The organism is uncultured Clostridium sp. (genome assembly GCF_947072515.1).
Lineage (GTDB): Bacteria > Bacillota > Clostridia > Clostridiales > Clostridiaceae > Clostridium.
Genome location: NZ_CAMTIG010000019.1, coordinates 41,619 through 66,747 on the forward strand (window position 1 = coordinate 41,619; position 25,129 = coordinate 66,747).

At 28.4% G+C, this 25,129-nt stretch carries 21 protein-coding genes; 2 read left to right on the forward strand and 19 right to left on the reverse strand.

The window, feature by feature from the left end:
• Positions 1 to 195 precede the first annotated feature (195 nt).
• The 9 genes from Q0W06_RS08965 to Q0W06_RS09005 form a co-directional block, all read right to left on the reverse strand.
• The gene (locus Q0W06_RS08965) at positions 196 to 3,240 is read right to left on the reverse strand and encodes a penicillin-binding transpeptidase domain-containing protein (RefSeq protein WP_297634070.1); all 3,045 of its coding nucleotides are present in this window, start codon (positions 3,238 to 3,240) and stop codon (positions 196 to 198) included.
• The gene (gene mreD, locus Q0W06_RS08970; protein WP_297634073.1) at positions 3,237 to 3,731 is read right to left on the reverse strand and encodes a rod shape-determining protein MreD; all 495 of its coding nucleotides are present in this window, start codon (positions 3,729 to 3,731) and stop codon (positions 3,237 to 3,239) included. The genes Q0W06_RS08965 and mreD overlap by 4 nt, the downstream gene beginning before the upstream one ends.
• A gap of 11 nt (positions 3,732 to 3,742) precedes the next feature.
• Positions 3,743 to 4,594, reverse strand: a complete 852-nt coding sequence (mreC, locus tag Q0W06_RS08975) for a rod shape-determining protein MreC (RefSeq protein ID WP_297634075.1) — start codon at positions 4,592 to 4,594, stop codon at positions 3,743 to 3,745.
• A gap of 1 nt (position 4,595) precedes the next feature.
• Positions 4,596 to 5,612, reverse strand: coding sequence for a rod shape-determining protein (locus Q0W06_RS08980; RefSeq protein WP_297634076.1), 1,017 nt, complete (start codon positions 5,610 to 5,612; stop codon positions 4,596 to 4,598).
• 20 nt (positions 5,613 to 5,632) lie between these two features.
• Positions 5,633 to 6,316, reverse strand: coding sequence for a DNA repair protein RadC (gene radC / locus Q0W06_RS08985; protein ID WP_297634078.1), 684 nt, complete (start codon positions 6,314 to 6,316; stop codon positions 5,633 to 5,635).
• A gap of 37 nt (positions 6,317 to 6,353) precedes the next feature.
• Positions 6,354 to 6,923 carry a Maf-like protein gene (locus tag Q0W06_RS08990; protein WP_297634081.1) on the reverse strand — a complete coding sequence of 190 codons (570 nt, stop codon included), beginning with the start codon at positions 6,921 to 6,923 and terminating at the stop codon, positions 6,354 to 6,356.
• Positions 6,924 to 7,113: 190 nt separating this feature from the next.
• Complete coding sequence (locus tag Q0W06_RS08995; protein ID WP_297634083.1) at positions 7,114 to 7,923, reverse strand: hypothetical protein; 810 nt, start codon at positions 7,921 to 7,923, stop codon at positions 7,114 to 7,116.
• A gap of 237 nt (positions 7,924 to 8,160) precedes the next feature.
• On the reverse strand, positions 8,161 to 8,340 hold the full coding sequence (locus Q0W06_RS09000; RefSeq protein WP_297634086.1) for an HTH domain-containing protein: 180 nt from the start codon (positions 8,338 to 8,340) through the stop codon (positions 8,161 to 8,163).
• An 89-nt stretch (positions 8,341 to 8,429) separates the two neighbouring features.
• On the reverse strand, positions 8,430 to 9,875 hold the full coding sequence (locus Q0W06_RS09005; RefSeq protein WP_297634089.1) for an aminoacyl-histidine dipeptidase: 1,446 nt from the start codon (positions 9,873 to 9,875) through the stop codon (positions 8,430 to 8,432).
• A 143-nt stretch (positions 9,876 to 10,018) separates the two neighbouring features.
• Between Q0W06_RS09005 and pyk the strand changes: the two genes are divergently transcribed.
• Positions 10,019 to 11,443 (forward strand): pyruvate kinase, encoded by a 1,425-nt coding sequence (gene pyk, locus Q0W06_RS09010; RefSeq protein WP_297634092.1) that lies wholly within the window; start codon positions 10,019 to 10,021, stop codon positions 11,441 to 11,443.
• A gap of 48 nt (positions 11,444 to 11,491) precedes the next feature.
• Here the strand turns inward: pyk and Q0W06_RS09015 are convergent, their stop codons facing one another.
• Positions 11,492 to 12,673, reverse strand: a complete 1,182-nt coding sequence (locus tag Q0W06_RS09015; RefSeq protein WP_297634095.1) for a S1 RNA-binding domain-containing protein — start codon at positions 12,671 to 12,673, stop codon at positions 11,492 to 11,494.
• A 146-nt stretch (positions 12,674 to 12,819) separates the two neighbouring features.
• Here Q0W06_RS09015 and Q0W06_RS09020 point away from each other — a divergent pair, with 146 nt between their 5' ends.
• Positions 12,820 to 13,413 carry a hypothetical protein gene (locus tag Q0W06_RS09020; RefSeq protein ID WP_297634098.1) on the forward strand — a complete coding sequence of 198 codons (594 nt, stop codon included), beginning with the start codon at positions 12,820 to 12,822 and terminating at the stop codon, positions 13,411 to 13,413.
• 57 nt (positions 13,414 to 13,470) lie between these two features.
• Here Q0W06_RS09020 and Q0W06_RS09025 read toward each other — a convergent pair whose 3' ends face one another.
• The 9 genes from Q0W06_RS09025 to Q0W06_RS09065 form a co-directional block, all read right to left on the reverse strand.
• Entirely contained in the window at positions 13,471 to 13,674 is a 204-nt protein-coding gene (locus tag Q0W06_RS09025; RefSeq protein WP_297634100.1) for a cation transporter, read from the reverse strand.
• A gap of 71 nt (positions 13,675 to 13,745) precedes the next feature.
• A complete protein-coding gene (locus Q0W06_RS09030; RefSeq protein ID WP_297634102.1) occupies positions 13,746 to 16,427 on the reverse strand; it encodes a heavy metal translocating P-type ATPase in 2,682 nt (893 codons plus the stop codon).
• A 12-nt stretch (positions 16,428 to 16,439) separates the two neighbouring features.
• A complete protein-coding gene (locus Q0W06_RS09035) occupies positions 16,440 to 16,709 on the reverse strand; it encodes a metal-sensing transcriptional repressor (RefSeq protein WP_297634104.1) in 270 nt (89 codons plus the stop codon).
• 225 nt (positions 16,710 to 16,934) lie between these two features.
• Positions 16,935 to 17,345: a CBS domain-containing protein gene (locus Q0W06_RS09040; protein WP_297634106.1), complete on the reverse strand. Its 411-nt coding sequence runs from the start codon at positions 17,343 to 17,345 to the stop codon at positions 16,935 to 16,937.
• A 57-nt stretch (positions 17,346 to 17,402) separates the two neighbouring features.
• Positions 17,403 to 18,317: a 3'-5' exonuclease gene (locus Q0W06_RS09045; protein WP_297634109.1), complete on the reverse strand. Its 915-nt coding sequence runs from the start codon at positions 18,315 to 18,317 to the stop codon at positions 17,403 to 17,405.
• Between the two features lie 18 nt (positions 18,318 to 18,335).
• Positions 18,336 to 20,153, reverse strand: coding sequence for a MutS family DNA mismatch repair protein (locus Q0W06_RS09050; RefSeq protein WP_297634112.1), 1,818 nt, complete (start codon positions 20,151 to 20,153; stop codon positions 18,336 to 18,338).
• Positions 20,154 to 20,362: 209 nt separating this feature from the next.
• A complete protein-coding gene (locus tag Q0W06_RS09055; protein WP_297634115.1) occupies positions 20,363 to 21,241 on the reverse strand; it encodes a zinc ABC transporter substrate-binding protein in 879 nt (292 codons plus the stop codon).
• 68 nt (positions 21,242 to 21,309) lie between these two features.
• Positions 21,310 to 23,928 carry an AAA family ATPase gene (locus tag Q0W06_RS09060; RefSeq protein ID WP_297634117.1) on the reverse strand — a complete coding sequence of 873 codons (2,619 nt, stop codon included), beginning with the start codon at positions 23,926 to 23,928 and terminating at the stop codon, positions 21,310 to 21,312.
• Positions 23,918 to 25,018, reverse strand: a complete 1,101-nt coding sequence (locus Q0W06_RS09065; protein WP_297634119.1) for a DNA repair exonuclease — start codon at positions 25,016 to 25,018, stop codon at positions 23,918 to 23,920. Before Q0W06_RS09065 ends, Q0W06_RS09060 begins: the two co-directional genes overlap by 11 nt.
• Positions 25,019 to 25,129 lie beyond the last annotated feature (111 nt).

Sequence of the window (25,129 nt, forward strand, 5' to 3'; positions counted from 1 at the left end):
CCCTCCTATTTTCTTTATTTTATTCATATTCTATATGTTAATTTAATAAAAACCTTTTCTTATTCACCTTCTTCATATTTATTTTAAAAAATTTGATTTCATTTAATATTTTATCATAAATATTAAAATACAAAAGAAAAAACTGTAGAAAAATTCATTTTTCTACAGTTTCTTAACTTAAATTTAATTTTTATATTAGTTTGATGGAGTTATTTCTCCTCCAACACTATCTTGTTGTTTTAACTTTTCATTTTCTTGGTTTGTTTTTTCGCTTCCTGCATAGTTATCAGCTGGTGCATCTAAAACATATTTAGTGAAACTTCCTGATTTATAACCATCTTTTATAAGTTGATCTTTAAAGTAAGCTTCATATCCAGCTTTAGCAACCATTTGTGCCATTGCTCCATCATACATAACTACCATTACTGCAACTTGTGGATCTTTATATGGTGCAAATCCAATATATGTTGCATAAGGTGATCTTCCATATGTTCTTTGATCTGATGAAACATCGGCTGTTCCTGTTTTACCAGCTGTTGCTATTGGGAAGTTTCCAAAACTTGCATAAGCTGTACCATCTGGTGTTGAATCAACTTCTCTCATACCTTCATGTATTGTATCAATAGTTGATTGACTCATAGGAATTTTGTCGACTACTTCTGGATCTGTTTTTTGTAATACTTGCCCACTTGGACTTGTTACTTCACTTACTAAATGTAATCTATATCTTGTTCCACCATTAGCTAATGCCATTATATATGATGCTAATTGAATAGGTGTAAAGTTATCAATACCTTGACCTATAGCTCCATAAACAAGTTGTGCTGGTGATAACATTTGATTTTGTTCATCTATTGTAAATGATGCAATTGTGTAAGCTACTTCATATGCTTGTTGTTTAATATTTGTATTTGGATTTTTAGCTTTAAATGCATCAAATGACTCTTGATATTGTTTTGATGTTTGCATTAATTTCAATACATCCGGATAAACTTGTTGATAGAACTGTTCAAAATCCGGTTGTGGATTATTTGTTCCTACAGCTTCTAATCTCGTATTTACCTTATTTATTATATCATTTTTAAGCTGATTAGCTTCACTTGAATCACTTGATGTTGTTTCGATACTAAATGGTGCAAATACAAATGAATCATAATTTCCTGAAATTAATCTATCATATAAGTTGTACTTTGCATAAAGAAGTGTATCTGCTTTAAAACTTTCAAAACTATAAACTTGCCCAGAATTATTTTCTGGAATTTCTATTCCTGTTACTGATGTTTGTGTATCAGCAGGTGAATGACCTAATCCAAATTGCCATGCCCATCTAGCTAAAGAATTCAATGCATAAATTTGTGCTTGTTGTCCTTTTAACTTAGTTGTTTGTAATGCATGTTCATATAATCTGAATCCCATATCATAGAAGAAAACGTCACTTGATTGTTGAAGTGCTGTTTGCAGAGTTATAGGTCCCATTCCACGTCCATAAGCTTTTCCATACCAACCTTCTGGATCAAAGCCTTTACCAAACACTTCTGGATATTGGTTGAACTTTTGAGGTGTATCATATATTTCACCTGGTTTATATAAACCTTCTTGCATTACTGCTGTAGATGTCATAGGTTTAAATATTGACCCCGGTGGAATAGCTCCCATTGTTGCGTAATTATAAAATGGTTTTGGATAAAGATTATATTTATCTTGTCTTTGACCATCTGGTCCTACTGGGAACATCTCATTTACTGTTTTAGTAACTCCAGGTTCATGTATCATTTTTTCACCGAATGCTTCTAAATTCGGATCAAAATATTCATCATATTGAGCTTTAGTAAGTTGCCCTGATACTGCAAATAAATTGGGGTTAAAGTCTGGATAACTTGCCATTCCTAAAATGTTTCCATTTTTAACATCTACCATTATTGCAGCCCCTCTTGTTGCATTAAACTCTGATGGGTCTCCTGGTGCAAGGTTATCACGTACATTTGCTCTTACATATGCCATTGTATCTTTTAAAGATTGTTCTAATGCATATTCAACATTTTTATTAATTGTTAAATGTACATTATCTCCTGGATATGGATTAATAGTATCTAATGTTGCTGTTGTTCTACCTTGAGAGTCAACTTTAACTGTTTTCCCTCCAGATTCTCCTCTTAAATACTCTTGATATGCAGCTTCAATACCTGAAGCTCCAACTAACGCTGTAGAAACATCATATCCTTGTAATTCATATTGTGCTTGCTCTGCTTGACTAATTGGAGTTAAATATCCAATTACTGATGAGGCTAAATTATTATAAGGATAATATCTAACTGGTTGCATTTGAACATTAATTCCTGGTAACCTATCAAGTTCTTGATAAACATCGAAAGCTGTACTTTGTTTAATATCTGATGCCATTGTTACAGTTCTTTCACCTTTGAAACTTTGCATTTTTATTTCATCTTGAACTATAGCATACTGCATTATATCTTGTTTGCTATATCCTTTTGCTTCAATAAGATTTAATAATTCTGCACCTGTCATTTTATTATATTTTGCCATTTGAGCATTATACTCTTGTAAATTTGCTTTATAATCATTTTCTACTTTATCTGATGCTCCTTTAGCAGGTTCAGTTGGTGCTGAATAAATAAGATTTATTAAGTTATACTCTTTAACTAAGTAATCAAATGCTTGGTCTGGAGTAACTGTTAATAACTCTTTGTTTATTGCATCAGTTTGTTGTTGTGTTAATGCACGAATTGCATCTCCATAAAGTTTAGTCTGAATAGCTTCATTCATTCCGATATCTGTTAAATATCTTATTTGGTCATCTTCTTTTGCTTCTTGATTATTTGTGTCAAATCCATAATACAAATTACCATTAGCATCCATCTTAAGAAGCATTGTATTAACTAATTTATCATTGTTTTCTTTAATGATTCTAAATACTTCTTTAAGCGTTGGATAGAAATCAACTTCTCCATTAGATGGTTCTGTATAAGTTAAATTATAGATTTCTTTATTAGTAGCTAAAATATTACCTTGGTCATCTAAGATTTCTCCTCTTGGAGCATCCTCTTGTACAAATCTTATAGAGTTTTCACTTGCTATATTGGAATAGTAAGAATGTTCTACTATTTGTAAATAAACAAGCCTACCTAATATAGCTGTGAAAATAATCCCCATAATTACTTTTAAAACAGTAAATCTCGAAAACCTTTTTCTTTTTTTCGTCTTTGGTTTGTTAACTATCATCTTAGCCTCCATTTATTTTTCAAATTATCTTTTTGTTTCGAAAATTTGAAAACCAATCTATATCCTATTAACATTATTATCGAGTTATAAATTGCATTGTAAATTATGCCACTTAAACTAACTTCATAATGCATTACATGGAATATAGCATAAACCGCCAAATGTTTTAATATAGTCATTGCAAAAATAGTTACAATCGGAACAAGTTTACTTCTTTTAAATACGCTACGTCCAATATATGCACATATAAGACAAATTAACATGTTTGTTAGTGCATTTACTCCAAATACTCCACCAAAAAATATATCTTGTAATAATCCACTTACTATCCCTATAAAAACTGCTTCTCTTTCATTATTTATAAGTGAGTATGCTATTGCAAATGTAAATAATAAACTTGGAAAGGCACCTCTTATTGCTAAGAAAGGTGCCACTGTGTTATCAATTATTAATAGTAAAATGCAGATTATTATAGTAATTACTCTTTTCATATCTTCACTCCTTAACTATTATAGTTGATATCACGTGTATTTTTAGGTGCTACTACAAATAATGAATCAATTTGATTAAAGTTAACTGCTGGTTTTATTATTGCAGTTTTCATTATATTTACATTATCTGTGCTAACACTTTGTACAGTTCCAATTAAGATATTTTGCGGATAAATCCCTCCAAGTCCTGAAGTAACTATTGTATCTCCAGCTTTAATGTTAGAATCCATAGCAATATTTTCAACCTCTGCATTTGCAGTTGTTTGATTTTGTCTTACTCCTCTTAATATACCTGTATTATCATTTGTATTTTGTACCTTAACTGCTACAGCTATATTTTCATTTAGTATACTTTGAACAGTTGCCCAATTACTTCCTACTGAAGTTACTTGGCCTACTAATCCATTTGGAGCTATAACTACATATCCTTTTTTAATTCCACTATCTGTACCTTTATCTATAATGTATCCATCTAATATATTTCCACCACTATACCCTATTATGTGTGTAGCAATATAATTATATTCACTGTTTTCAGTTTCAAAGTTTAAAACTTTTCTTAACTGATCATTTTGTGCTTCTAATCCTGAATACTGTAAAAGCTGATTTTTTAATTGAGCATTTTCAGCCTCTAATTGAACATTTTGGTCCTTTACTTCTGTAAAGTTTAAGCATAAATCAACAAACCCCTTGATTTTTGAATTTATAGTATATGTTATTTTTTGAATCGGGTTAAGGGCCGCGCCAGCTCCATTTGATATTATATTCTCTTGAGAACTTTTAAAGCTCCATGAGATTAATGCTAAAAATACAACTGACAGCACTACAACAGTGACTGCCAGTTTGTTTTTTCGAACTCTCATTCTATAATCTATCTTCCTTGCTTATCTTGTCGAAGTCTTCTAATGCTTTTCCAGCACCTAAAACAACACAATCTAAAGGTGATTCTGCAATGTGAACTGGCATGTTAGTTTCTTTAGTTATTAATTCGTCTAACCCTTTTAACATTGCTCCCCCACCGGCTAACATTATACCTTTTTCCATGATATCTGCAGCTAGTTCTGGTGGCGTCTTCTCTAGAGTTGTCTTAATTGATTCAATAATAGCATATACAGGTTCTTTAAGGGCTTCTCTTATTTGAGATTCTGATATTTCAACTATCTTTGGAAGACCAGTTATCATATCTCTACCTTTTATTTCCATAATTTTATTTTCATCATCTACATCATGAGCTGAACCTATTTCCATTTTAATTTGTTCTGATGTTCTTTCACCAATCATTAAGTTAAATTCTTTTTTAACATATCCAATGATTGATTGATCTAATTCGTCACCAGCAACTCTTAATGATTTACTTGTAACAATTCCCCCTAATGAAATTATAGCAACTTCTGTTGTACCTCCACCGATATCAACAATCATACTTCCTGTTGGTTCACTAACTGGAAGTCCAGCACCTATTGCTGCTGCCATTGGTTCTTCCATAAGAACAACTTCTCTTGCTCCAGCAAGTTTAGTAGCTTCTTCTATAGCTCTTTTTTCTACTTCTGTTACTCCTGATGGATAACAAACAATTATTCTTGGAGCTTTAAATGCACTTTTGCTAGCAGCCTTTTCTATTAATGATTTAATCATTGTATGTGCAATATCAAAGTCTGCAATAACTCCATCTCTTAGTGGTCTTATAGCAACAATGTTTCCTGGTGTTCTACCAATCATCATTTTCGCCTCTGTTCCTACAGCTAATGGTTTTCTTGTAGTATTATTTATAGCAACAACTGATGGTTCTCTTAAGACTACACCTTTACCTTTTACAAATACAAGTGTATTTGCTGTTCCTAAATCTATTCCCATGTCTTTGCTAGTTCCGAAAAATCCCATTTTTTTTATTCCCCTTTCAGTTATATAATTCCTTTTTCTCGTAGGCTCACATACTTATTATTTCCAATAATAATGTGATCTGTTAAGTTTATTCCTAACAATATTCCACAATCACTAAGCCTTTTAGTAATTGCTATATCTTCCTTACTAGGAGTTGGGTCTCCAGAAGGATGATTATGACATATAATTATTGAAGCAGCACTAGATTTTAAAGCTTCATTAAATATCTCTCTTGGATGTACAAGGGATGAATTCAAAGTTCCCTTAAACACATCTTTTGTTTTTACTATTTCATTCTTAGTATTTAAAATAATTAATTTTAATACTTCTTGCTTCAAGTTAATCATTTCAGGATAAAGAAGTTTTGCTAAATCATTAGGTTTATTAATTTTTTGCCTAATTGATGTTTTCAAACTTCCAATTCTTTTACTCAATTCTGCAATTGCAAGAATTTGAGCACCCTTTGAATCTTTAATTCCTTTTATGGTTTTAACTTGTTCTAATGAAACATCCCGTATTCCATCTAAGCCATTTAGTTCTGAAATTATTCTTTTACTTAGATTTACTACATTTTCGCCTTTAATCCCTTTGCAAAGGATTATAGCTAAAAGTTCTTCGTTGCTTAAACTTTCTACCCCTTGTGCTAATAATTTTTCACGAGGTCTTTCGTATTCTGGAATATCCTTAATTTTTAAAGCTTTCATTTTAAAAGTCTCCTTAACTTAGAATACCCATCCACCTTTATTTTATAATCTCTTTTAGTAGTTTAGCTGTTTTATTTAAGGATAACCCTACAACATTATAATAACACCCTTGAATTTCTTCAACAAAAACTCCACCTAATCCTTGAATTCCATAAGCGCCTGCTTTATCTAAAGGCTCCTTACTTTTTATGTATTCCTTTATTTCAGTGTCTGTCAACATTGAAAATTTAACCTTTGTAACAATGCTTGTTGTTAATCTCTTTTGGGTTTTTGTGTTATATACAGAAATGCCTGAATAAACCTCATGTATATTTCCGCTTAAAGATTTAAGCATTTTAAATGCTTCATCTTCATCCTTAGGTTTTCCTAAAATATTGTTGCCATATGAAACTATAGTATCTGCTGAAATTATAATGCTATCTTCCTTTACAGAATCTAATATAGCTTCACCTTTTTTTTCTGCTAGCTCTTCTACATAAGAGTTTAAATTCCCATTAAACACCACTTTTTTTTCATCCAAATTACTAACCTTAATTTCAAAATCAGTGATAATTCTCTTAAGAAGTTCCTGTCTTCTTTCTGAAGCGGAAGCTAATATATATTTCATATTTCCCTCCTAAAAAGTTCATATAATACTATTATTGACATACTTCTTCAAAATATATTCAAAAAAATAATATTAAACAACGCATTTTAAGGTGCAGTTTAATAAATATACTACACCTTAATTAGTTTATCATTTTAAGGCTACCTTAACAAGTAGCTTTAATTCATTTAATTTTTTTTTAAGATTTATTTTAAACTCTGTATTTATTTAAAATGTTATATAAAAATTCTACAGAATTCTGACTATCCTTTCTTTCAAAATTTTCTGGAAGTTTAGATACATGTTCTTTTAATTTTTTTACCTCTTCACTTTCATCTCCATCTTTTTCATTTTTCAGTTCACTTGTCCAAGTTTTAAATTCCTTTGTATTTACGCTTTTAGTTTCACTATTATCAAACTTCTTTAAGATTTCCATATATGCTTTAATAATCTTAGCTAATTTTATTTCATTTTCATCATCTATCGGAATATTAGTTTTTATTCTTACATTTTCAATTTGTAATCCATTTAATGTTTCAGACTTCTTTTTCCAGTCTTCCTCATTTCCTATTCCTGCAATAACTCTAAATTTATCACCATCTTTTGCAACAAATCCACTTAGCTCTTTAGGAAGATTTTCTAACGAACTTTTAGCATTCTCTTCTTTTCCATAAACTCCACATTGAAGAATGAAAAACTCTTCTCCCTCGCCAGTCTTTGTTGAAGTATCTACACTTTCATTCTCTTTTTCTACTGTACTAGCCTTTTCCATTTCCTCGCTATTAGTTTTTTCTTTGTTCCCCTCTGAATTTCCTCCATTCTCTTGCGCCACCGGAGCTTTTTTATCATCTCCAGTTCCCTCAACGCTATTTGGTTTAAATATCATAGGTCCAAAAATCATCCCTATTCCAATAGCTAATGGAATACATATAACTAATCCAATTAAAAAAAAGTTATTTCTTCCACCTCTTCTTCTATTATTGTTATTATTTTGATTTTGATTATATCGTGTATACCTCATTCTTCCCTCCCCTAAAACATATATATCTATATATATTAATTAAACTTTTATAATATTCATTATGTTATTTTTAATTTTATATTATTTCTCATACACCAATAATCATATAGATTTCACTCTTAAAACTTCTTTGTTTTTGACAGTACTCTATTTAAAGTTATTTTTGCATTTACCCATTATATTTTCTCATAAAAAAAAGAAAGCTCAGTTTTAACGCTAAGCTTTCTCTTTGTCTAATTATTTATTAAGAGAATAAAAACATCTCTTTGGTGAGATTATTTTCTCTTCTTTTTTTAAATCTTTTATAGCTTTATCAATTTCTTTCTTATCAATTCCTGAAATTTCTGCTATTTGTCCGCCCTTTAAAGGTTCTTCTGAATTAGTTAGTACTTCTAATACTTTTTCTTTTATATCCATGTTAAATCCTCCATACATATGTCATATAATTTATTTCATTATATTCCATATTTTAGAGTTAATCAATAATTATTATTCAATAATATTAATTATTTTATTTCTTTTAATACTTCTAATAAGTATTTCCATATATTTTGTACTGAAGAAATACTCATATGTTCATTTGGAGTATGAACATCATAAAGATTTGGTCCAAAACTTATCATATCTAAGTTCCCTAATCTTTCTTTAAATAAACCACATTCAACTCCAGCATGAATTGCTGTAAGTTTTGGTTCTTCTCCAGTCATTTTCTTATATACTTCTATACATATTTCTCTTATTTTAGAATCTGAATTGTATTCCCATTCTGGGTAGCTAGCACTTGTTGTAAATACTCCACCTAATAAATTTGTTATAGTTTCAGTTCTTAAAACTAATTCATCTTTTAATGATGCAACTGAACTTCTAATTGAACTATCAAATACTACTTCTCCATTTTCTGTATGAACAACACCTATATTCATTGAACTTTCAGTTAATCCATGCATACTCTTACTCATAGTATTTACTCCATTTGGATACATGTATAAAAGATCTATAGTTCTATCAGATACTTCTTTAGTGAATACAGTATCTAATTTTGCATCTGAAACTTCTAAGTTTATTCCTGAATCTTGTACTTTAAACTCATTTTGGAACATTCCTTCTAATTTTACTACCATATCTTTTACATCTTGAACATGACCTGCTTTAACTCCAATTATAGCATCTGCTTCTCTTGGAATTGCGTTATTCTTTGATCCGCCTTCAATATATGAAAGTCTTATTTCATATTCATCCATTAATGCTTTTAATATTCTTCCCATTAACTTATTTGAATTTGCACGCCCTTTATTTATTTCCATTCCAGAGTGACCACCTTTAAGTCCTCTTACTTTAACTTCTAATCCTTTAAACTCATTGCTAGCTTCAGTAGCTACTTTTACTACTGATTTACTTCTTATACCACCTGCACAGCTTAAAAGAAGTTCTCCTTCTTCTTCTGAGTCAAGATTTAAAAGAATTTTCCCATCTACATGCTCTTTGCTTATATTCATAGCTCCTGTCATTCCTGTTTCTTCATCAACAGTTAAAAGAAGCTCTAATGGTGGATGTTCTATTTCATTACTTGCTAATATAGCCATTCCATATGCTACTGCAATTCCATTATCTGCTCCAAGTGTAGTTCCGTTTGCAAAAATATTATCTCCATCAATTCTTAAATCTAGTCCATCTTTTAAGAAGTCATGTTCTGTTCCTTTATTTTTTTCACAAACCATATCCATGTGTCCTTGAATTATAACTCCAGGTGCATTTTCATGCCCTTTTGTTCCTGGTTTCTTTATTATTATGTTTAAGAATTCGTCTTGAATTACTTCTAATCCTAATCCCTTTGCAAATGAAACTAGATAATCACTTATCCCCTTTTCATTTCCAGATCCTCTTGGTATTCTTGAAATTTCTTCAAAGTAGTGAAAAACTGCTTTTGGTTCTAAATTACTTAATTTCCCCATTTTTATTTCTTCCTTTCCATTTTAGTGTTAAAATTATATTGTGGATAATTTTAGTATATCATATCCTACTATTATAATAAAAGTTTGCACATAATAGTTTAATATAATACTAAATTTCTAATATAAATTAATGAGGTGAAACTATGCAAAAAACTAAAATGATTTTTACAATTGGACCTGCTAGCGATAATGAAAATGTTCTAAGACAATTTATCCAAATCGGAATGAGTGCTGCAAGACTTAATTTTTCTCACGGAACTCATGAAAGCCATAAAGAAAAAATTGATTTAATTAAAAGACTTCGTGATGAAATGAAGACTACAACCTCAATAATTTTAGACATTAAAGGGCCTAAAATTAGAACTCATAACTTTGTTAATGATGGTGTTTCTTTAAAAAAAGGAGATTCATTCTCTTTTATTTGCGGAGATGAACTACTAGGAGATACTTCAAAATGTTCTGTTACTTATGATGATTTATATTTAGATGTTACTGAAGGTGGCACTATATTAGTTGATGATGGGGTAATGCAATTTAAAATAGATAAAATCATAGGAAAAGAAATAAAATGTACAGTTTTAATTGATGGGGTAATAAAAAACCACAAAGGTGTAAATGTTCCTAACATTTCTATTAATTTACCTTCTATTACTGAAAAAGATAAAGAAGATATTATATTTGGATGTGAAAATGGTGTAGATTTTATTGCTGCTTCCTTTATAAGAAAAGCCTCTGATATTTTAGAAGTTAGAAAAATATTAGATGATCATAATGGAAATCATATCAAGATTATTGCTAAAATTGAAAGCCAAGAAGGTGTTTCTAATATTGATTCTATTTTAGAAGTTACTGATTGTATTATGGTTGCTCGTGGTGATATGGGAATTGAAATTCCAATTGAAAGAGTTCCAATAATTCAAAAAAGTATCATTAAGAAATGTAATTTAGCCGGTAAAGTTGTTATTACAGCAACTCAAATGCTTGATTCTATGATAAGAAATTCTATTCCTACTAGAGCTGAAGCTTGTGATATATGTAATGCAATTTTTGACGGAACTGATGCTATAATGCTTAGTGGTGAAAGTGCATCTGGTGCATTCCCTATCGAAGCTGCCACAACTATGTCAAATATAGCTAAAGAAACAGAAGCTCATTTAAATTATGATCACCTTAATATTTCAGGTAGTAATCAAGATATAATAACTAGTTCTTATGCTGATGCTATAAGCTATTCTGCTTGTCGAACTGCAAATGCTATTTCTGCTGAAGCAATAATTGCTGCAACTCAAAGTGGAGCTACTGCTAGATTAATTGCTAAGCATAGACCAAAAGCTCATATTATAGCTATAACTCCTTATGCAAAAGTTAGACGTGGTCTTGCTTTAAACTTTGGTGTTATTCCAGCACATTGTGATAATTTTAATACTACAGATCAAATATTAATAGAAGCTAAAAAAATAGCTTCTGCTTATGATTTTATATCTAAAGGTGATGAAATTATTGTTGCTGCAGGTATGCCAACACAGCATACTGGTGGAACTAATATGCTTAAGATAGAAAAAATTTAAATTTTAAAATAAATTAAGGACTGTTTTTTAACAGTCCTTAAAATTTAATTATTGTATTTTATTTTTTAAATCTGCAAATAAGTCACCTAATGTTGCTTCATTTTCTGATTTATCCACATAGTTAACATATTCTTTAGTTTTTCCTGAAGCATCTTTTATGCTAAGAGATAATTTCTTTTCATCTAAATCTACTTTTAAGATTTTAACTTTAACAACATCTCCAACTTTTACTACTTCAGCAGGATCTTTAATAAGTTCTGGAGTTATTTCTGATAAGTGAACTAATCCTTCTACACCCTTGAATACTTCTACAAAAGCTCCAAATTTAGCTAACTTCTTAACTTTACCTTCTACTATATTTCCAATTTTTAAACTTCCAGCGTTAACTGTCCAAGGTTCTTCTAAGTTATTCTTTAAAACAAGTGATAATCTTTTAGCTTCTTTATCTACTTTTCCAATAAATACTTCTACAGTATCACCAGTTTTAACTATATCTTCAACTCTCTTAACTCTTTCCCAAGCTAAATCATTGATATGAACTAACCCTTGAACTCCTGGAAGAACTTCTACGAAAGCCCCAAATTTAGTAGTATTTCTAACTACTCCAGTGATTTTTTCACCTTCTTTTAAAGCATTCCAATTCTTTTCTTCTTCCACTTTAAAAGCTTCTTCTTCTAAAACTTTTCTTGAAGCAACAACTTTATTGCTTTTTAAGTCTAGTTCTATTATTCTAACTTCTAAATCTTCACCTACTAAATCTTTAGTAGCTCTTCTTATTCTGCTAACTAGTGAACCTGGCATAAATACTCTAGTTCTTCCATAGTAACATAATAATCCACCTTTGATTTCCTCTTTAATGCTTACATTTATAGGATTTCCACTTTCAAAAGCTTCTTTTAATTCTTTTCCTTCTTCTTTTAGTACTGCTTGAAGAGCTTCTCTCTCTTCTCTAGCTAATAATCTTCTTCTTGAAAGAATTACAGTTCCTTCTCCGTCATTAGGTGTTACAACGATAACTCTAACTTTATCTCCAGCCTTTAATTCATCAGTTGGATTAACTTCTTTATTGCTTATTTCATCTTTTGAAATGAATCCATCAAAAGCATAGTTTATATTAACGTTCGCACCTTTTTCGTCTACACTTATTATTGTTCCTTCTAGAACCTCACCTTTTTTGATTGTTTTTACATCATATTGGTCTAATAATTCTTGCATAGTTTCATTACTCATGCTATTCACTCCTTTTTTATAATACATATCTAATTTTAATCTATTGAATATTTTTTCTCAACTATTTTCTAATAACTAACTTTTATAACCTTTTTATCCCCTTCTTCATATAATTATACTATAATAAATTTTTGGAGGAACTTATTTTGAGATTTTTCAATAATTTTAAGCTTAAAAAAGAAAAATTTAATTATGAAACATTACTAAGTTTAAAGGATTCTTTAGATGATATCTCTTTAAAATCTTCTATTCTAAATGATAGAATTATTTCTTATAAAAAGAATCTCTCTTTATCTTTTGATAAAATAGATCTTTATATAACTAAAATTTCTATCGCCTATAGAAAAAATAATATTTCACTTTGTAAAAAGGGGTTTATTAAATATTATAAAGAAACTTTAATCTTAAATAATGCAACTGACACCTATTCAACATTAAAATCTACTTATGATAATTTAACTAACTCTTTAATTGCTCTACAAAATCTATATACATCTATAGAGAATGAATATTCTATTCAATCTTCAAGTCTTTTTTCTCCTTCTCTTAAATCTTTAAATAATGCTTTTTCAAAAGAAGCTTCTAAAATCCATATCTTAATTTCTACTATTGAATCTATTGTTCCTAAAAAAAATATTATCTTTGAAGATATAAATGAAAATCAGCTTTTTAAAAATAAAGATGAATTCTTGTATGCTTTTCAATCTTTTATTAATAAAAATCTTCTTAATTCAAAATAAAAGGTTGTTGCATAAATAGAATTTATGCAACAACCTTTTAATTATTTAAATTAAAGATTATTCTCCGATTTCTACTACATCGTATCCTTCTTCTTCAATTAAATCTTTTAATTCTTCTTTAGTAATGCTTCCTTCAACAGATGCAAGACCTATTTTAACCTCAAAGTTATCTACCTTTGAGTTTTCTTTTAATGCCTCTTCTACATGCTTAACGCAGTGTTCACAAGACATTCCTGTTATTTTAGCTACTAATTTTGACATATAAATCACTCCTTAATCTTTTATATTATTTATTTAACACAAGGTACAATGCCCCTTGTTATGGCAATATATTAAAACTTTGTTTTAAATCTTTTTAATCTTAATGCATTAAGTAATACTGATACAGAACTTAAACTCATTGCAAATGCGGCTATCATAGGATTTAATAATGGACCTCCAAGTGCATAAATAATTCCCATTGCAAATGGTATTCCAACTACGTTGTATGCAAATGCCCAGAAAAGATTTTCTTTTATATTTCTTATTGTCGCTTTACTTAATTGAATTGCCGAAACAACATCTAAAATATCACTTCTCATTAAAACTACATCTGCTGATTCTATAGCTACATCTGTTCCTGATCCTATGGCTATACCTATTTCTGCTGTTACAAGTGCTGGTGCATCATTTATACCATCTCCAACCATTGCAACTTTTTTACCTTCTGCTTGAATATCCTTTATTACATTTGCTTTTCCATCTGGTAAAACATCTGAAACAACTCTGTCAATTCCAACTCTACTTGCAATTGCTTTTGCAGTTTTTTCATTGTCTCCTGTAAGCATAACTACTTCAATTCCCATATCATGAAGTGCTTTTACAGCTTTTTTACTGTTTTCTTTAACTGTATCAGCAACTGCAATCATACCTTTAAATTTTCCATCTATAGCCATAAACATAGGTGTTTTTCCCATATTAGCTAATTCACCAATTTTTTCTTCACTAGAAGTTATATCAATATTGAATCTAGACATAATTTTTCTATTTCCAATAACAATATCTTTCCCTTCAATTTTAGTTTCAATACCTTCTCCTAAGATAGCATTAAATCCTTCTATTTTAGGAAGTTCTATTTTTCTTTCTACAGCTTCATTTACAATAGCTTCTCCAAGTGGATGTTCTGATCCTTTTTCTGCTGCTGCTGCAAATCTTAAAAATTCATTTTCATCCAAGCTATCTGAAATAATATCAGTAACTTTTGGTTTTCCCTCTGTAATAGTCCCTGTTTTATCAAATACTACTGTTTGTAATTTATGAGCTTCTTCTAAGGCTGTACCACTCTTGATTAATACTCCATTTTCTGCTCCTTTTCCTGTACTAACCATTATTGCTGTTGGTGTTGCTAATCCTAACGCACATGGACAAGCAATAACTAATACTGAAATAAGAATATTTAATGAGAATTCAAGACCTTCTCCACCAAAGAAATACCAAGCTAAAGTAGCTAATATTGCAAGAATTATAACTGTTGGTACAAAATATCCTGATATAATATCAGCAAGTCTTGCTATAGGTGCTTTAGTTCCTTGTGCACTTTCAACTAAACTTATAATTTGTGATAATGCAGTATCTTTCCCTACTTTTGTAGCTTTAAATTTAAACATACCTGTTTTATTTATACTAGCTCCAAAAACTGTATCCCCAACTTTTTTATCTATAGGAATACTTTCTCCTGTAAGCATTGATTCATCTATTGTTGAACCACCTTCTATAATTTCACCATCTACAGGAAGTTTTTCTCCTGGTTTAACTAAAACTATATCGCCAGTTTTTACTTCATCAATTTTTACTACTCTTTCTTCACCATCAATTATGATTACTGCTGTTTTAGGTGCTAATCCCATCAACTTGTTAATTGCATCTGAAGTTTTTCCTTGAGTAATAGCTTCTAAGAATTTACCTAAACTTATAAATGCAACTATAAGTCCTGCTGATTCAAAATATAAATGATGTGCAAAATTAAGATTTCCAGTTGCTATCTTATAGATTGCATATATTCCATAAATAGTAGCTGATGTACTACCAAGGGCTATCAAACTATCCATGTTAGGACTTAAATGAGCTAGATTCTTAAATCCATGTATAAAGAAGTCTCTTCCTACAAAAATTATAATTAATGCTAATATAAGTTGTATTATTGCAAAATTCAATGGATTAGTATGCATATCAATAATATTAGGTAATGGCATATTAACCATTGGTCCCATTGCAATTAAAAATAGTGGAATACCAAATATAAATGCTAATATAAGTCTTAATCTAGTTTTTCTTATTTTTCTTTGTGCTCTATCTCTTGGTGTTTCTTCTTTACTATCTTCTTCTACTTCAAAAGCTTCATATCCAGCTTTTTTAACTCTTTCTTCTATATCGCTTCCTCTAAGAATATTTGAATCATATTCTACATTTAAATCTTCTGTGGCTAAATTTACTACTGCTGAATTTACTCCTTCAAGTTTATTTAAAACTCTTTCAACTCTAGTTGAGCACGCTGCACAAGTCATTCCTTTTACTTTATAATGTTTCTTCACGAAAACATTTTCTTTTATTTCTTCTGCTCCGTATCCAGCTTTCTTTATTGCCTCTATAATTCCTTCTTCATTTATTTCAGTTTTATCAAAATCAATTGTAAGCTTTTCTGTAGCTAAATTGACTACTGCTAAATTTACTCCTTCTTTTTTGTTTAAAACTCTTTCTACTCTACTTGAGCACGCTGCGCAAGTCATCCCTGTAACTTTAAACTCTCTATGAACTTCACTTTCATTTTTAAGCTCTACACCTTCGTACCCTGCTTTTTTTATAGTTTCTAATATTTCCTCTATATTTATTTTATTTTTATCAAAATCTATATTAAGCTTTTCTGTAGCTAAATTTACTACTGCTGAGTTTACACCCTCTTTTTTATTTAAAACTCTTTCTACTCTACTTGAGCATGCCGCACAAGTCATTCCCTTTACATTAAAAAGTTTTTTCATTTAATCCCTCCTTTATTTTCCTATTAATTTAGTTAATATAGTCATTATTTCTTCAACTTTTGCTTCTTTTTCTTCTTCATTATCTAAAGCTTCTTTTACACAATGATGCATATGTTGAGAAAGTATCAACTTATTTGATTTTTTTAACAATCCTTGTGCTGCTATTATTTGATTTGATATATCTATACAATAGCGACCATCCTCTATCATTTTTATAATAGCTTCAATTTGACCTCTACAAGTTTTTAAAGATTGTATTGCTTTCTTTTTTTCTTCATTCATATATTCTCTCCCCTCCCCCCTAGGTAGGGGGTAATCTATATTTTTATAATAATCTCTATTTTTCAAATTGTCAACTCTATTTATATATATAAATATATTTTTTCTATCCCCCTATTCTCATAGGGTATGTCTCACTATTTCTTTTTTATTTTTAATAATTATAGAATAAAAAAAGTGGCTAAGATTTTTTCTTAACCACAACCCCCTTATAGGGGGATATTCACTTTATAATTTTTCTTTCATTTCTTTATAACAGAAATCAATAATATCACTTCTCTTTATTATTCCAATAAAAATTCCTTCATCATCTACAACCGGAACAAAGTTTTGATTAATTGCAAGTGATATAAGACTTTCAATATCAGCATTAATTGATACACTTTTATGAGTTCTTCGTCCTTTTATTTCCTTAACTCTTACTGATTCTGTATTTTTAAAATTCAGTTCTGGCGTATTTTTTAATTTCCAAAGCAGATCCCCTTCAGTAATAGTAGAAACATATCTACCATATTTATCTAAAATAGGGATTGCTGTGTATCCATGATGTTCCATCCTTTCCATAACTTGTCTCATTGTTGCATCTACATTTTCACAAATAACTTCGTTTTTTGGTGTAAGGAAAAATGCTATGTTCATCTCTCTTCTCCTTATTTTTATTTATATATTTTACATAATAAATTAACTTATATAATTTTATATTTTTTCTTTTTTTATGAAATATTTTTCTAATTTATATGAGTAATCAGAATATTCCATTTCATTTAATAAAGTTCCTATTTCTGAATATACTATTTTTCCATGCAAAGTTTTTTTTACTATAACTTCGTTTAATACTGATGAATGGCATTTTGGACAAATTCCAACAGAAATAAAACGCCACCTTGCAGGCATATATTCAAAATCTAACAATATTTTTCTTCTACATTTAGGACACATTGATTTTATCATTGAATAATTTAAATCCATATTATCTACACATCTTAAATTTATAGCTGGCATATCATATACGTTATTTACTATGTAATTTTCAACTATTCTATGATTATATAAATGTTTAAATACTTGTACTGTATATTGAGCATCATTTAATGCATCATGCAAAAGATTATTATCTACTTTTATATTTAATCTACTTAATGCATTTTTCAAACTTAAAGATTTTTTTGCTCCAATCATTTTAGTAACATATTCTTGTACATCTATATATTTATTGACCCACTTTATATCTTCATGTTTATGATAATGTGAGTTTATTATTATTTGAGCAATATCATCTTTTGCCCAAGAACAAAGAATATACTCACCTGTAAACTTTTCTAATGCTTTCATTCCTTCATTGAAGGAAACCCCTTTTTCTAAATCCTCATTTGTAATTTTAGTTATACTTGTTATCTTTGGATTTAATATTGGAAAGATTGAAGGTTTTATATAAACCTTCAGTTCATCCTCAATTTTCATATAATTATCTACTTTAATTGCTCCGATTTGAATTATTTCATTATCTATCTCCAAATCATTAAGCCACCCATACTTATTATATATATCTGGACAATATTTCTCTATATCATCCATCCTATTAAACTCCAAGTCTATTATTACATACCCCATAAAAACTCCCCAAGTACTTTAATTTTTAGCGTCAAACTCAATTCCTGCAAGTTTCATTAAATGAATTGCGTTTTGAGTTTTACTTTTTCCCTCTCTTAATTTATAATCGAATTTTATTTTATTATCTTCATAGTATTCTCTGAAATTTTTATTATTAATTCTAACATCTTTTTCTTCTAAGTCGCAAAGTTCTAAATCATGAGTAGAAACTAATCCTACTGCACCTTCGTCCATAAGCTGCTCTATAAGCACAGTTGCTCCTGTATGCCTATCTTTTGAATTTGTTCCTTTAAAAATTTCATCTAATAAAAAGAAAATTCTTTTTCCTTCTTTTGCTCCCTCTATTAACAATTTTATTCTCAATATCTCTGCATAAAATGATGATATACTTTCTTGTAAATTATCCTTTGTTCTCATACATGTATATAGATCAAATAATCCACATTCAAATTTTTCCGCACTTACTGGTGCTCCCAAATATGAAAGAACTAAGTTTAAACCTACAGTTCTCAAGAATGTACTTTTACCCGACATATTCGAGCCTGTTATTAATGTAACCTTTTTATTTTCTTCTAAACTATAGTCATTTTTAACTGCTCGTGTTCCTAAAATAGGATGACCTATATCTTTTCCTTTAACTACCTTTGCATCTGCTATCTTAGGATATACCCAATTTTCAAAATCAAATGGTAAATTAGAAACACTCGCTAATGCATCAAACTCTCCCATTGCATCTATCCACTCTTCTAAATATTTTCCATTCTTCTCTTTCCACTTCTCTAAGTTTGAAATTAAAAATACATCAGAAAAAATAAATAGATTTATTAAAAGATAATATGCATTTCCTCTACTATCTCCTATCCAATCTAATATAGATACTAATTTTTTCATTTCTTTTTTACATGAAGTACCTTCTTCTGTATTTTTTATTTTATTTTGAATCTCTCTTAAATATTCCGAATCTACGTCTTCATCCTCAATAGATTCTAAAATTTCAGAATAAGCTTTTACAGTTCTTTTCATTATGGAAAACATCTCTAAGTCTGCTTTACTATCCTTAATTAAATTCTTTATAACTAAATAGTTAATCATTAAAACTATTATAAGTTCAGTCCATCTTAAGTATCCTAAAGCACTTAATATCATCCATCCAAATGTTACTACAATAAAGAATATAGCTATATATTTTCTATATCCTACTTTTTTAACTTCACTTTTGCTCCATTCTTTTAAGTACTCTATTTCATTTACTTCTTCTTTACTATTACTTACATTCATCATACCCTTTAATATAAGCTTTTGTCTCCAATTAGCTTTTTTAGCTAATTCATCTATTCCCTTTTGTTTCTTAGTTATCTCTTCAACTGTTGAAATAGTATTTCTACTCAACATTTTTGCAAGCTTTTCTCTTCCTGCTTTCGTAACTGTTGTATTTATAAGCTGAAAAAGCGAGTTCTTCCCAAATATGTCTAAATCATAAGTATATGGATGTTTCTCATCTATGTATTCTTCGCCCATATCCTTCTCATTTTTAAATTCTCCATTTAATCTTTTAATTCCCTTTTCATTTATTTCAATCATAAGTTTATGACTTTTTTCTCTACCTAAAAACTTATTGTGAACTAATACTAACCCAATAAATACAGCCACAAATAATATTCCACTACCTACCATCAAAGTAATATTATCTTTAGAATAAAATTTATATACGGAAAAGACTAATAAAATTATTGCAACTAATCTTAACCAACCTATGATTAAACTTTGTTTATGAATTTTCTCTATTTCTTTCTTACTCTCTTCTATATTTCTCTCATAAAATTTAAGTGCCTTCATTAAATTTAACTACTCCTTTTTTTTACTTTATTTATGTAAATTATACCATAAGTTAACAATAAAAACATTGTAACTAAGGCCTATCCTAATATATTATCACTTTAATTGTGTATCTATTATTTTTATCTTCTTATTTTTTTTATTTTAGCAACTAAAAGGGGTTGCTTTATTACAACCCCAATATAAACTATTTTATTTTCAAGTATTCTTTATTTCAAATTATTGTATATAGTTTCTAAATTATATTCCATGGCTTCTAAATATGTTTTATTGTCATCACTTGATTCTAATGTATAAAGTTTAACAACTTTTGCCCCAACCTCTTTTGCCAAAGTTTCTGAAGTTTTTGGTTCTGATAATGTTCCTGAGAAAATTACCTTAACATTATTTTGTCTACAATATTCAACTAAACTTTGAAGTTTACCTGGTGTAGGTTCTCCATCTGCAAATAAAGTACTTACAGATTCTTGTTTTAATCCAAACTCTCTACAAAGATAACCAAATGCTGCATGACCTGTCACAAAATTCTTATCTTTTAGTGATTCAAATTTTTCTTTATATTTGTTATATAATTCATTACATTGATTGATGAAAGTATTATAATTATCCTCATAATACTTTGCATTAGATGGATCTTCTTTTATTAATGCATTTTCTATATTCTTAGCTTCTACTTGAATTTGTTTTAAGCTAAGCCATACATGTGGATCTACTTTATCTCCATCTTTCAATACATTTACTCCTGCACTTGCATCAATCATTGGTATATTATTTTCTTTTAATTTACCACTAACATCATTTAGCCATTCTTCCATTCCTAAACCATTATAAATAAATAGTTTACTTCCTAATAATTCTTTAAATGCTCCTGTATTCGGTTCAAAATGATGTGGTTCTTGCCCTGCTGGTACAAGTGTTTGAACCTGGACTTTATCTCCACCAATAGCTTTAGTTACTTCAGCTACAGGAAAAATTGATGCTGTAATCTTAATTTTATCGTCTTCAGTCTTTTCTTTTTTATCTTTTGAGCAACTAACAGCAGTTAATGCCATTATCCCTATCATTGCTACTACTAAAATCTTTTTCATTATTTACTCCTTTTGCATATGATTTGCATTTACAAGTAAATAATACCTATATTTTTCCTTCTTGTCAATTAAATAACTACCCTATTATATTTAATTTTATTCCTATTTATGATCTCTTCTTCTATCTTTTGACAAGTAAAGATTATTTTTTGATTTTTAACTTCTGTATCTAGATATTTTATGGCTATTTCACGTCTATTATCATCATATTGAAGAAACACTTCATCAAAGATAATTGGAATCTCTTCTTTTTTAAATATAATATTTATAAATGCTAATCTTAATGCTAAATAAATTTGATCTTTTGCACCACCACTTAAAAATTTACTTTTAAACCATCTTTCTCCTTGAACTTCTAATGAATAGTCTTCCTTTAAAATTACATTCTTATACTTTCCATTTGTAAGCTTATTAAATATCTTACCTACGTATTTATTTACTTCTGGTGCAAATTTTGCTTTTATATTCTGCTCAATCTCATTTAAACCACTTAAGGCTATATCTATAGCTTTAACATTTTTCTCCCCTTTAATTCTTTCTTCATTTAAATTATCTATTTCTTCTTTTATAATATTAATATCCCTAAAGCCGTTAAGGCTAAGTTTTATTTCACCCTCTAAAACCTTTATTTCTTTTTCCATTTCCATTAATTCTTTCGAATATCTTTTTAATTCTATCTCTATTTCTTCCTCTTTCTTATATTCTGAAACCTCTTCATCAGATGCTATCTCTAAACTTTCTTTAATTTCATTTATATCTCTATCTTTTAAAAGTGTGTTATATGCTTCCTCTATATTTTTTATATCTAAAGATAATTCTCGTTTTCTTTTTATTTTTTCTCTATATTCTTTTACTACTTCTAACCCATTATTAATATCTGCATTCTCTTCAATCTTTATTATTTCTTCTAATACAATATTTTTTATTTCTCTGCTTTTAATATTTAAATCTTCTATATTTTTATTTATAAATAAAATATCATTTTTTAGAACCTCTAACCTTGAATTATTTTTCTCATAGTTATCTACTTTTAAAAGTAATTCCTCAATATTTTTAGAATCTGTCATGCTTAAAATAGATTCTATCATTTTTTCATTTTGAATATGTCTTTTTCTCTCTTCATCTAAGTTTAAGTCTTCTATTCTATTTAATCTTTCTTCAATAATAAAATTTGATTTTTCTTCATCCCTTGCAATTTTATCTATATACTCTAAATTTTCTTTAGTACAATCATATTTCTGTAATTCTCGTTTCACTTCTTTTAATTTTTCTTCTGTTCTCTTCTCTCCTTTATTCGCTTTATTATTTTGAGCATAATAAAAATATCCTAAAAAAGCTCCTGCTCCAATTAATATAATTAATAATATATAATTTTTATAAACAACACCTATACTCATTCCACATAATAATATAACTGCAATACCTATAATTGCCTTACTATCTATAGCCACCTTATTTATTTTCAAGTTTTTTTCTAACTCTTCTTCTCTATTTAAAAGCTTTTTTAAATGCTCCCTATTATCCTTTATTTTTTTTAGTTCTCCAAGCTTTTTATCATTAATAAATATTTTTCTTTCTTCTTCTTCAATTAATGCATATAACTTTTTCTCATTATCTAGCTTTTCTTTAAAAACACTTATTTCAGAATTCAATTTGATTAATTTTTCTTTTACATTGCCACCTAATGAACTGAAAACTTCAAACTCTTCATCTTTTTCTATATATTCTTTACTATTTAAATAATTTTCTTTATGTTTAAGTTCTTCTTCTACTTTTCCTTTTAAATTCAGATACTCTATTATTTTCATTTCCATTTTATCTAAATAATCTTCTGTAATTTTAAAGTCATCCTTTACCAACTCATTATTTATTTTTTCTTTTGCTTCTTTTATCTCTTTATTTTTATTAAAATACTTTAATATATCATCATAATCTTTTCTTAAATACATCTTCTTCAAATGCTTTTTATAAACTTCTAATTTATCTATTTTTTCCTTAGCATTATTTCTTTTTATTTTTTCATTTTTCAAACTTAATTGTATTTCTAAATTACTCTCTATTGCAGCATTAGTTTTATGATATTCTCTTACTTTAGTATCTATTTTTTTATTTATTAAATCTAGTTTTCCATTTTGTCTATTATTACTAATTTCTTTTCTTTTTAATTTTAACTTTTCTATCGCTTTTTCTATCGAAACCTCATCATTTTCTGTTATAAAAATATTTTGTAGTCTTTCTTTTATTCCGTCCTCTTTCTTATCCTTTATTACTTCTACTCCTTGTTGACTTATGAATGCAGTCTTAGTGAATGTCTTTTCTGAAATCTCAAAGAAATATTCACCAATTTCTTTTCCCTTTAAATTTATCTTTTCTCCACTCATTCCATCTATAGTTTCTAAAAAATCATCCTTTTTAGATTTCCCAAATCTTCTTTTTATAATATATTCATGACCTTTATAGTCGACCTTTAAATCTCCATCCATTTTTTCTCCATTAAAGGGAAGATATTTTTCTCTAGATACTCTATCTCCTTTTTGTATGCCAAAAAGCCATAATTTAATGAATGCTTGAATGCTTGATTTTCCTTTTTCATTTTCACCATATATTAAATTTAGATTTTCATCTAAAACTATTACTTTATTTTTTAATCCAGCAAAACTTCTTATATTTATCTCCTTAATAATCATCCAAATATACCTCTTCTTCCCTTAAACTTTTAAGCCCTATATTTAAAGCTATATTTGCAATCTCTTCATCTATATTTAATTCTTTTATATATTTAACAAATAAACCTTTTACTGAATTTTCATCCTCATCACTCTCTGATATTTTTAACTTAATCTTATCTACCACTTTAATAAAATTAAATTTTTCTTTAATATTTTCTTCTATATTTTCTGAATTTAATATATATTTATCTTCAATTTCTCCTCTTAAAATGATTTTAAAGAATCCATTTTCTTTTTCTCTATCTTTTATACTATTTAATATTAACTCTTCAACCTCAAAATTAGTTTTTGCTTCATCTATTTTAACTTCTATTGTTTCAAAATTTCTAGTTGAGGTTTTTCTAAATTCTAAATCCACATATTCTCTTCCAACATTTCCGATTAATACTCCCTTATCACCTTCTTCATCAAATCCCCTGCCTTGTGGGCATCCTGAATAAGCATAAGATGTTTTACCACTTTTTTTTACTCCACTAAACTTATGAATATGTCCTAATGCTATATAATCCAATCCACTATTATATATATCTTCTTTACTTATAGGATTATACTCACTCTCCTTATCATTTATATCACCATGTCCAACTAAAATATTTATCTTTTCTTTATTTATCTCTATATTTTGTAAAAGACCTTCATGCTCATATTTCTTATTAAAACCAAACCCATGTATAGATACTTTTTCTAAATCTACTCTTTCAAGTTTCCCTTTAAATATATATACATTTTCTGGCCAATCAATAAGTGTATAAAAGGATTTTTCATAAAATGGATCATGATTTCCTGGACTTATAAAAACTTTTGTATATTCTAAACACTGAAATATATTTCTTATAAAATCTAAGGTTTCCTTCTTTACAGTATTATTATCAAAAAAATCTCCTGCAATTAATAATATTTCAACTTTTTCATCATTACATATATCTATAATATTCCTTAAAACTTTTTTTATATCTTCTCTACTTTTTCCAGCTAGCTTACTATCAAATTCTCTAAATGGAGTGTCTAAATGTACATCCCCACAATGTAAAATCTTTATGTTTTCCATATTCCCTCCTCTATAATACAAACGAACTTTTGTTCTAATTTTATCATATTTTTCCTTTTTTAACCATTTGAAATATATAAAAAAAAGATGCTTTCGCACCTCTTTAATTTC

Bases quoted from the DNA above. Each gene is read 5' to 3' on its own strand.
- Q0W06_RS09015 (WP_297634095.1), bottom strand. From the start codon at position 12,673: ATGAGTAATGAAACTATGCAAGAATTATTAGACCAATATGATGTAAAA.
- Q0W06_RS08965 (WP_297634070.1), bottom strand. From the start codon at position 3,240: ATGATAGTTAACAAACCAAAGACGAAAAAAAGAAAAAGGTTTTCGAGA.
- Q0W06_RS08995 (WP_297634083.1), bottom strand. From the start codon at position 7,923: ATGAGGTATACACGATATAATCAAAATCAAAATAATAACAATAATAGA.
- Q0W06_RS09045 (WP_297634109.1), bottom strand. From the start codon at position 18,317: ATGGGGTATGTAATAATAGACTTGGAGTTTAATAGGATGGATGATATA.
- Q0W06_RS08990 (WP_297634081.1), bottom strand. From the start codon at position 6,923: ATGAAATATATATTAGCTTCCGCTTCAGAAAGAAGACAGGAACTTCTT.
- Q0W06_RS09040 (WP_297634106.1), bottom strand. From the start codon at position 17,345: ATGAACATAGCATTTTTCCTTACACCAAAAAACGAAGTTATTTGTGAA.
- Q0W06_RS09060 (WP_297634117.1), bottom strand. From the start codon at position 23,928: ATGATTATTAAGGAGATAAATATAAGAAGTTTTGCTGGATTAAAAAAT.
- Q0W06_RS09065 (WP_297634119.1), bottom strand. From the start codon at position 25,018: ATGGAAAACATAAAGATTTTACATTGTGGGGATGTACATTTAGACACT.
- Q0W06_RS08980 (WP_297634076.1), bottom strand. From the start codon at position 5,612: ATGGGATTTTTCGGAACTAGCAAAGACATGGGAATAGATTTAGGAACA.
- Q0W06_RS09030 (WP_297634102.1), bottom strand. From the start codon at position 16,427: ATGAAAAAACTTTTTAATGTAAAGGGAATGACTTGTGCGGCATGCTCA.
- Q0W06_RS09025 (WP_297634100.1), bottom strand. From the start codon at position 13,674: ATGTCAAAATTAGTAGCTAAAATAACAGGAATGTCTTGTGAACACTGC.
- Q0W06_RS09005 (WP_297634089.1), bottom strand. From the start codon at position 9,875: ATGGGGAAATTAAGTAATTTAGAACCAAAAGCAGTTTTTCACTACTTT.
- Q0W06_RS09050 (WP_297634112.1), bottom strand. From the start codon at position 20,153: ATGAAGGCACTTAAATTTTATGAGAGAAATATAGAAGAGAGTAAGAAA.
- pyk (WP_297634092.1), top strand. From the start codon at position 10,019: ATGCAAAAAACTAAAATGATTTTTACAATTGGACCTGCTAGCGATAAT.
- Q0W06_RS09000 (WP_297634086.1), bottom strand. From the start codon at position 8,340: ATGGATATAAAAGAAAAAGTATTAGAAGTACTAACTAATTCAGAAGAA.
- mreD (WP_297634073.1), bottom strand. From the start codon at position 3,731: ATGAAAAGAGTAATTACTATAATAATCTGCATTTTACTATTAATAATT.
- radC (WP_297634078.1), bottom strand. From the start codon at position 6,316: ATGAAAGCTTTAAAAATTAAGGATATTCCAGAATACGAAAGACCTCGT.
- Q0W06_RS09055 (WP_297634115.1), bottom strand. From the start codon at position 21,241: ATGAAAAAGATTTTAGTAGTAGCAATGATAGGGATAATGGCATTAACT.
- mreC (WP_297634075.1), bottom strand. From the start codon at position 4,594: ATGAGAGTTCGAAAAAACAAACTGGCAGTCACTGTTGTAGTGCTGTCA.
- Q0W06_RS09035 (WP_297634104.1), bottom strand. From the start codon at position 16,709: ATGAATGAAGAAAAAAAGAAAGCAATACAATCTTTAAAAACTTGTAGA.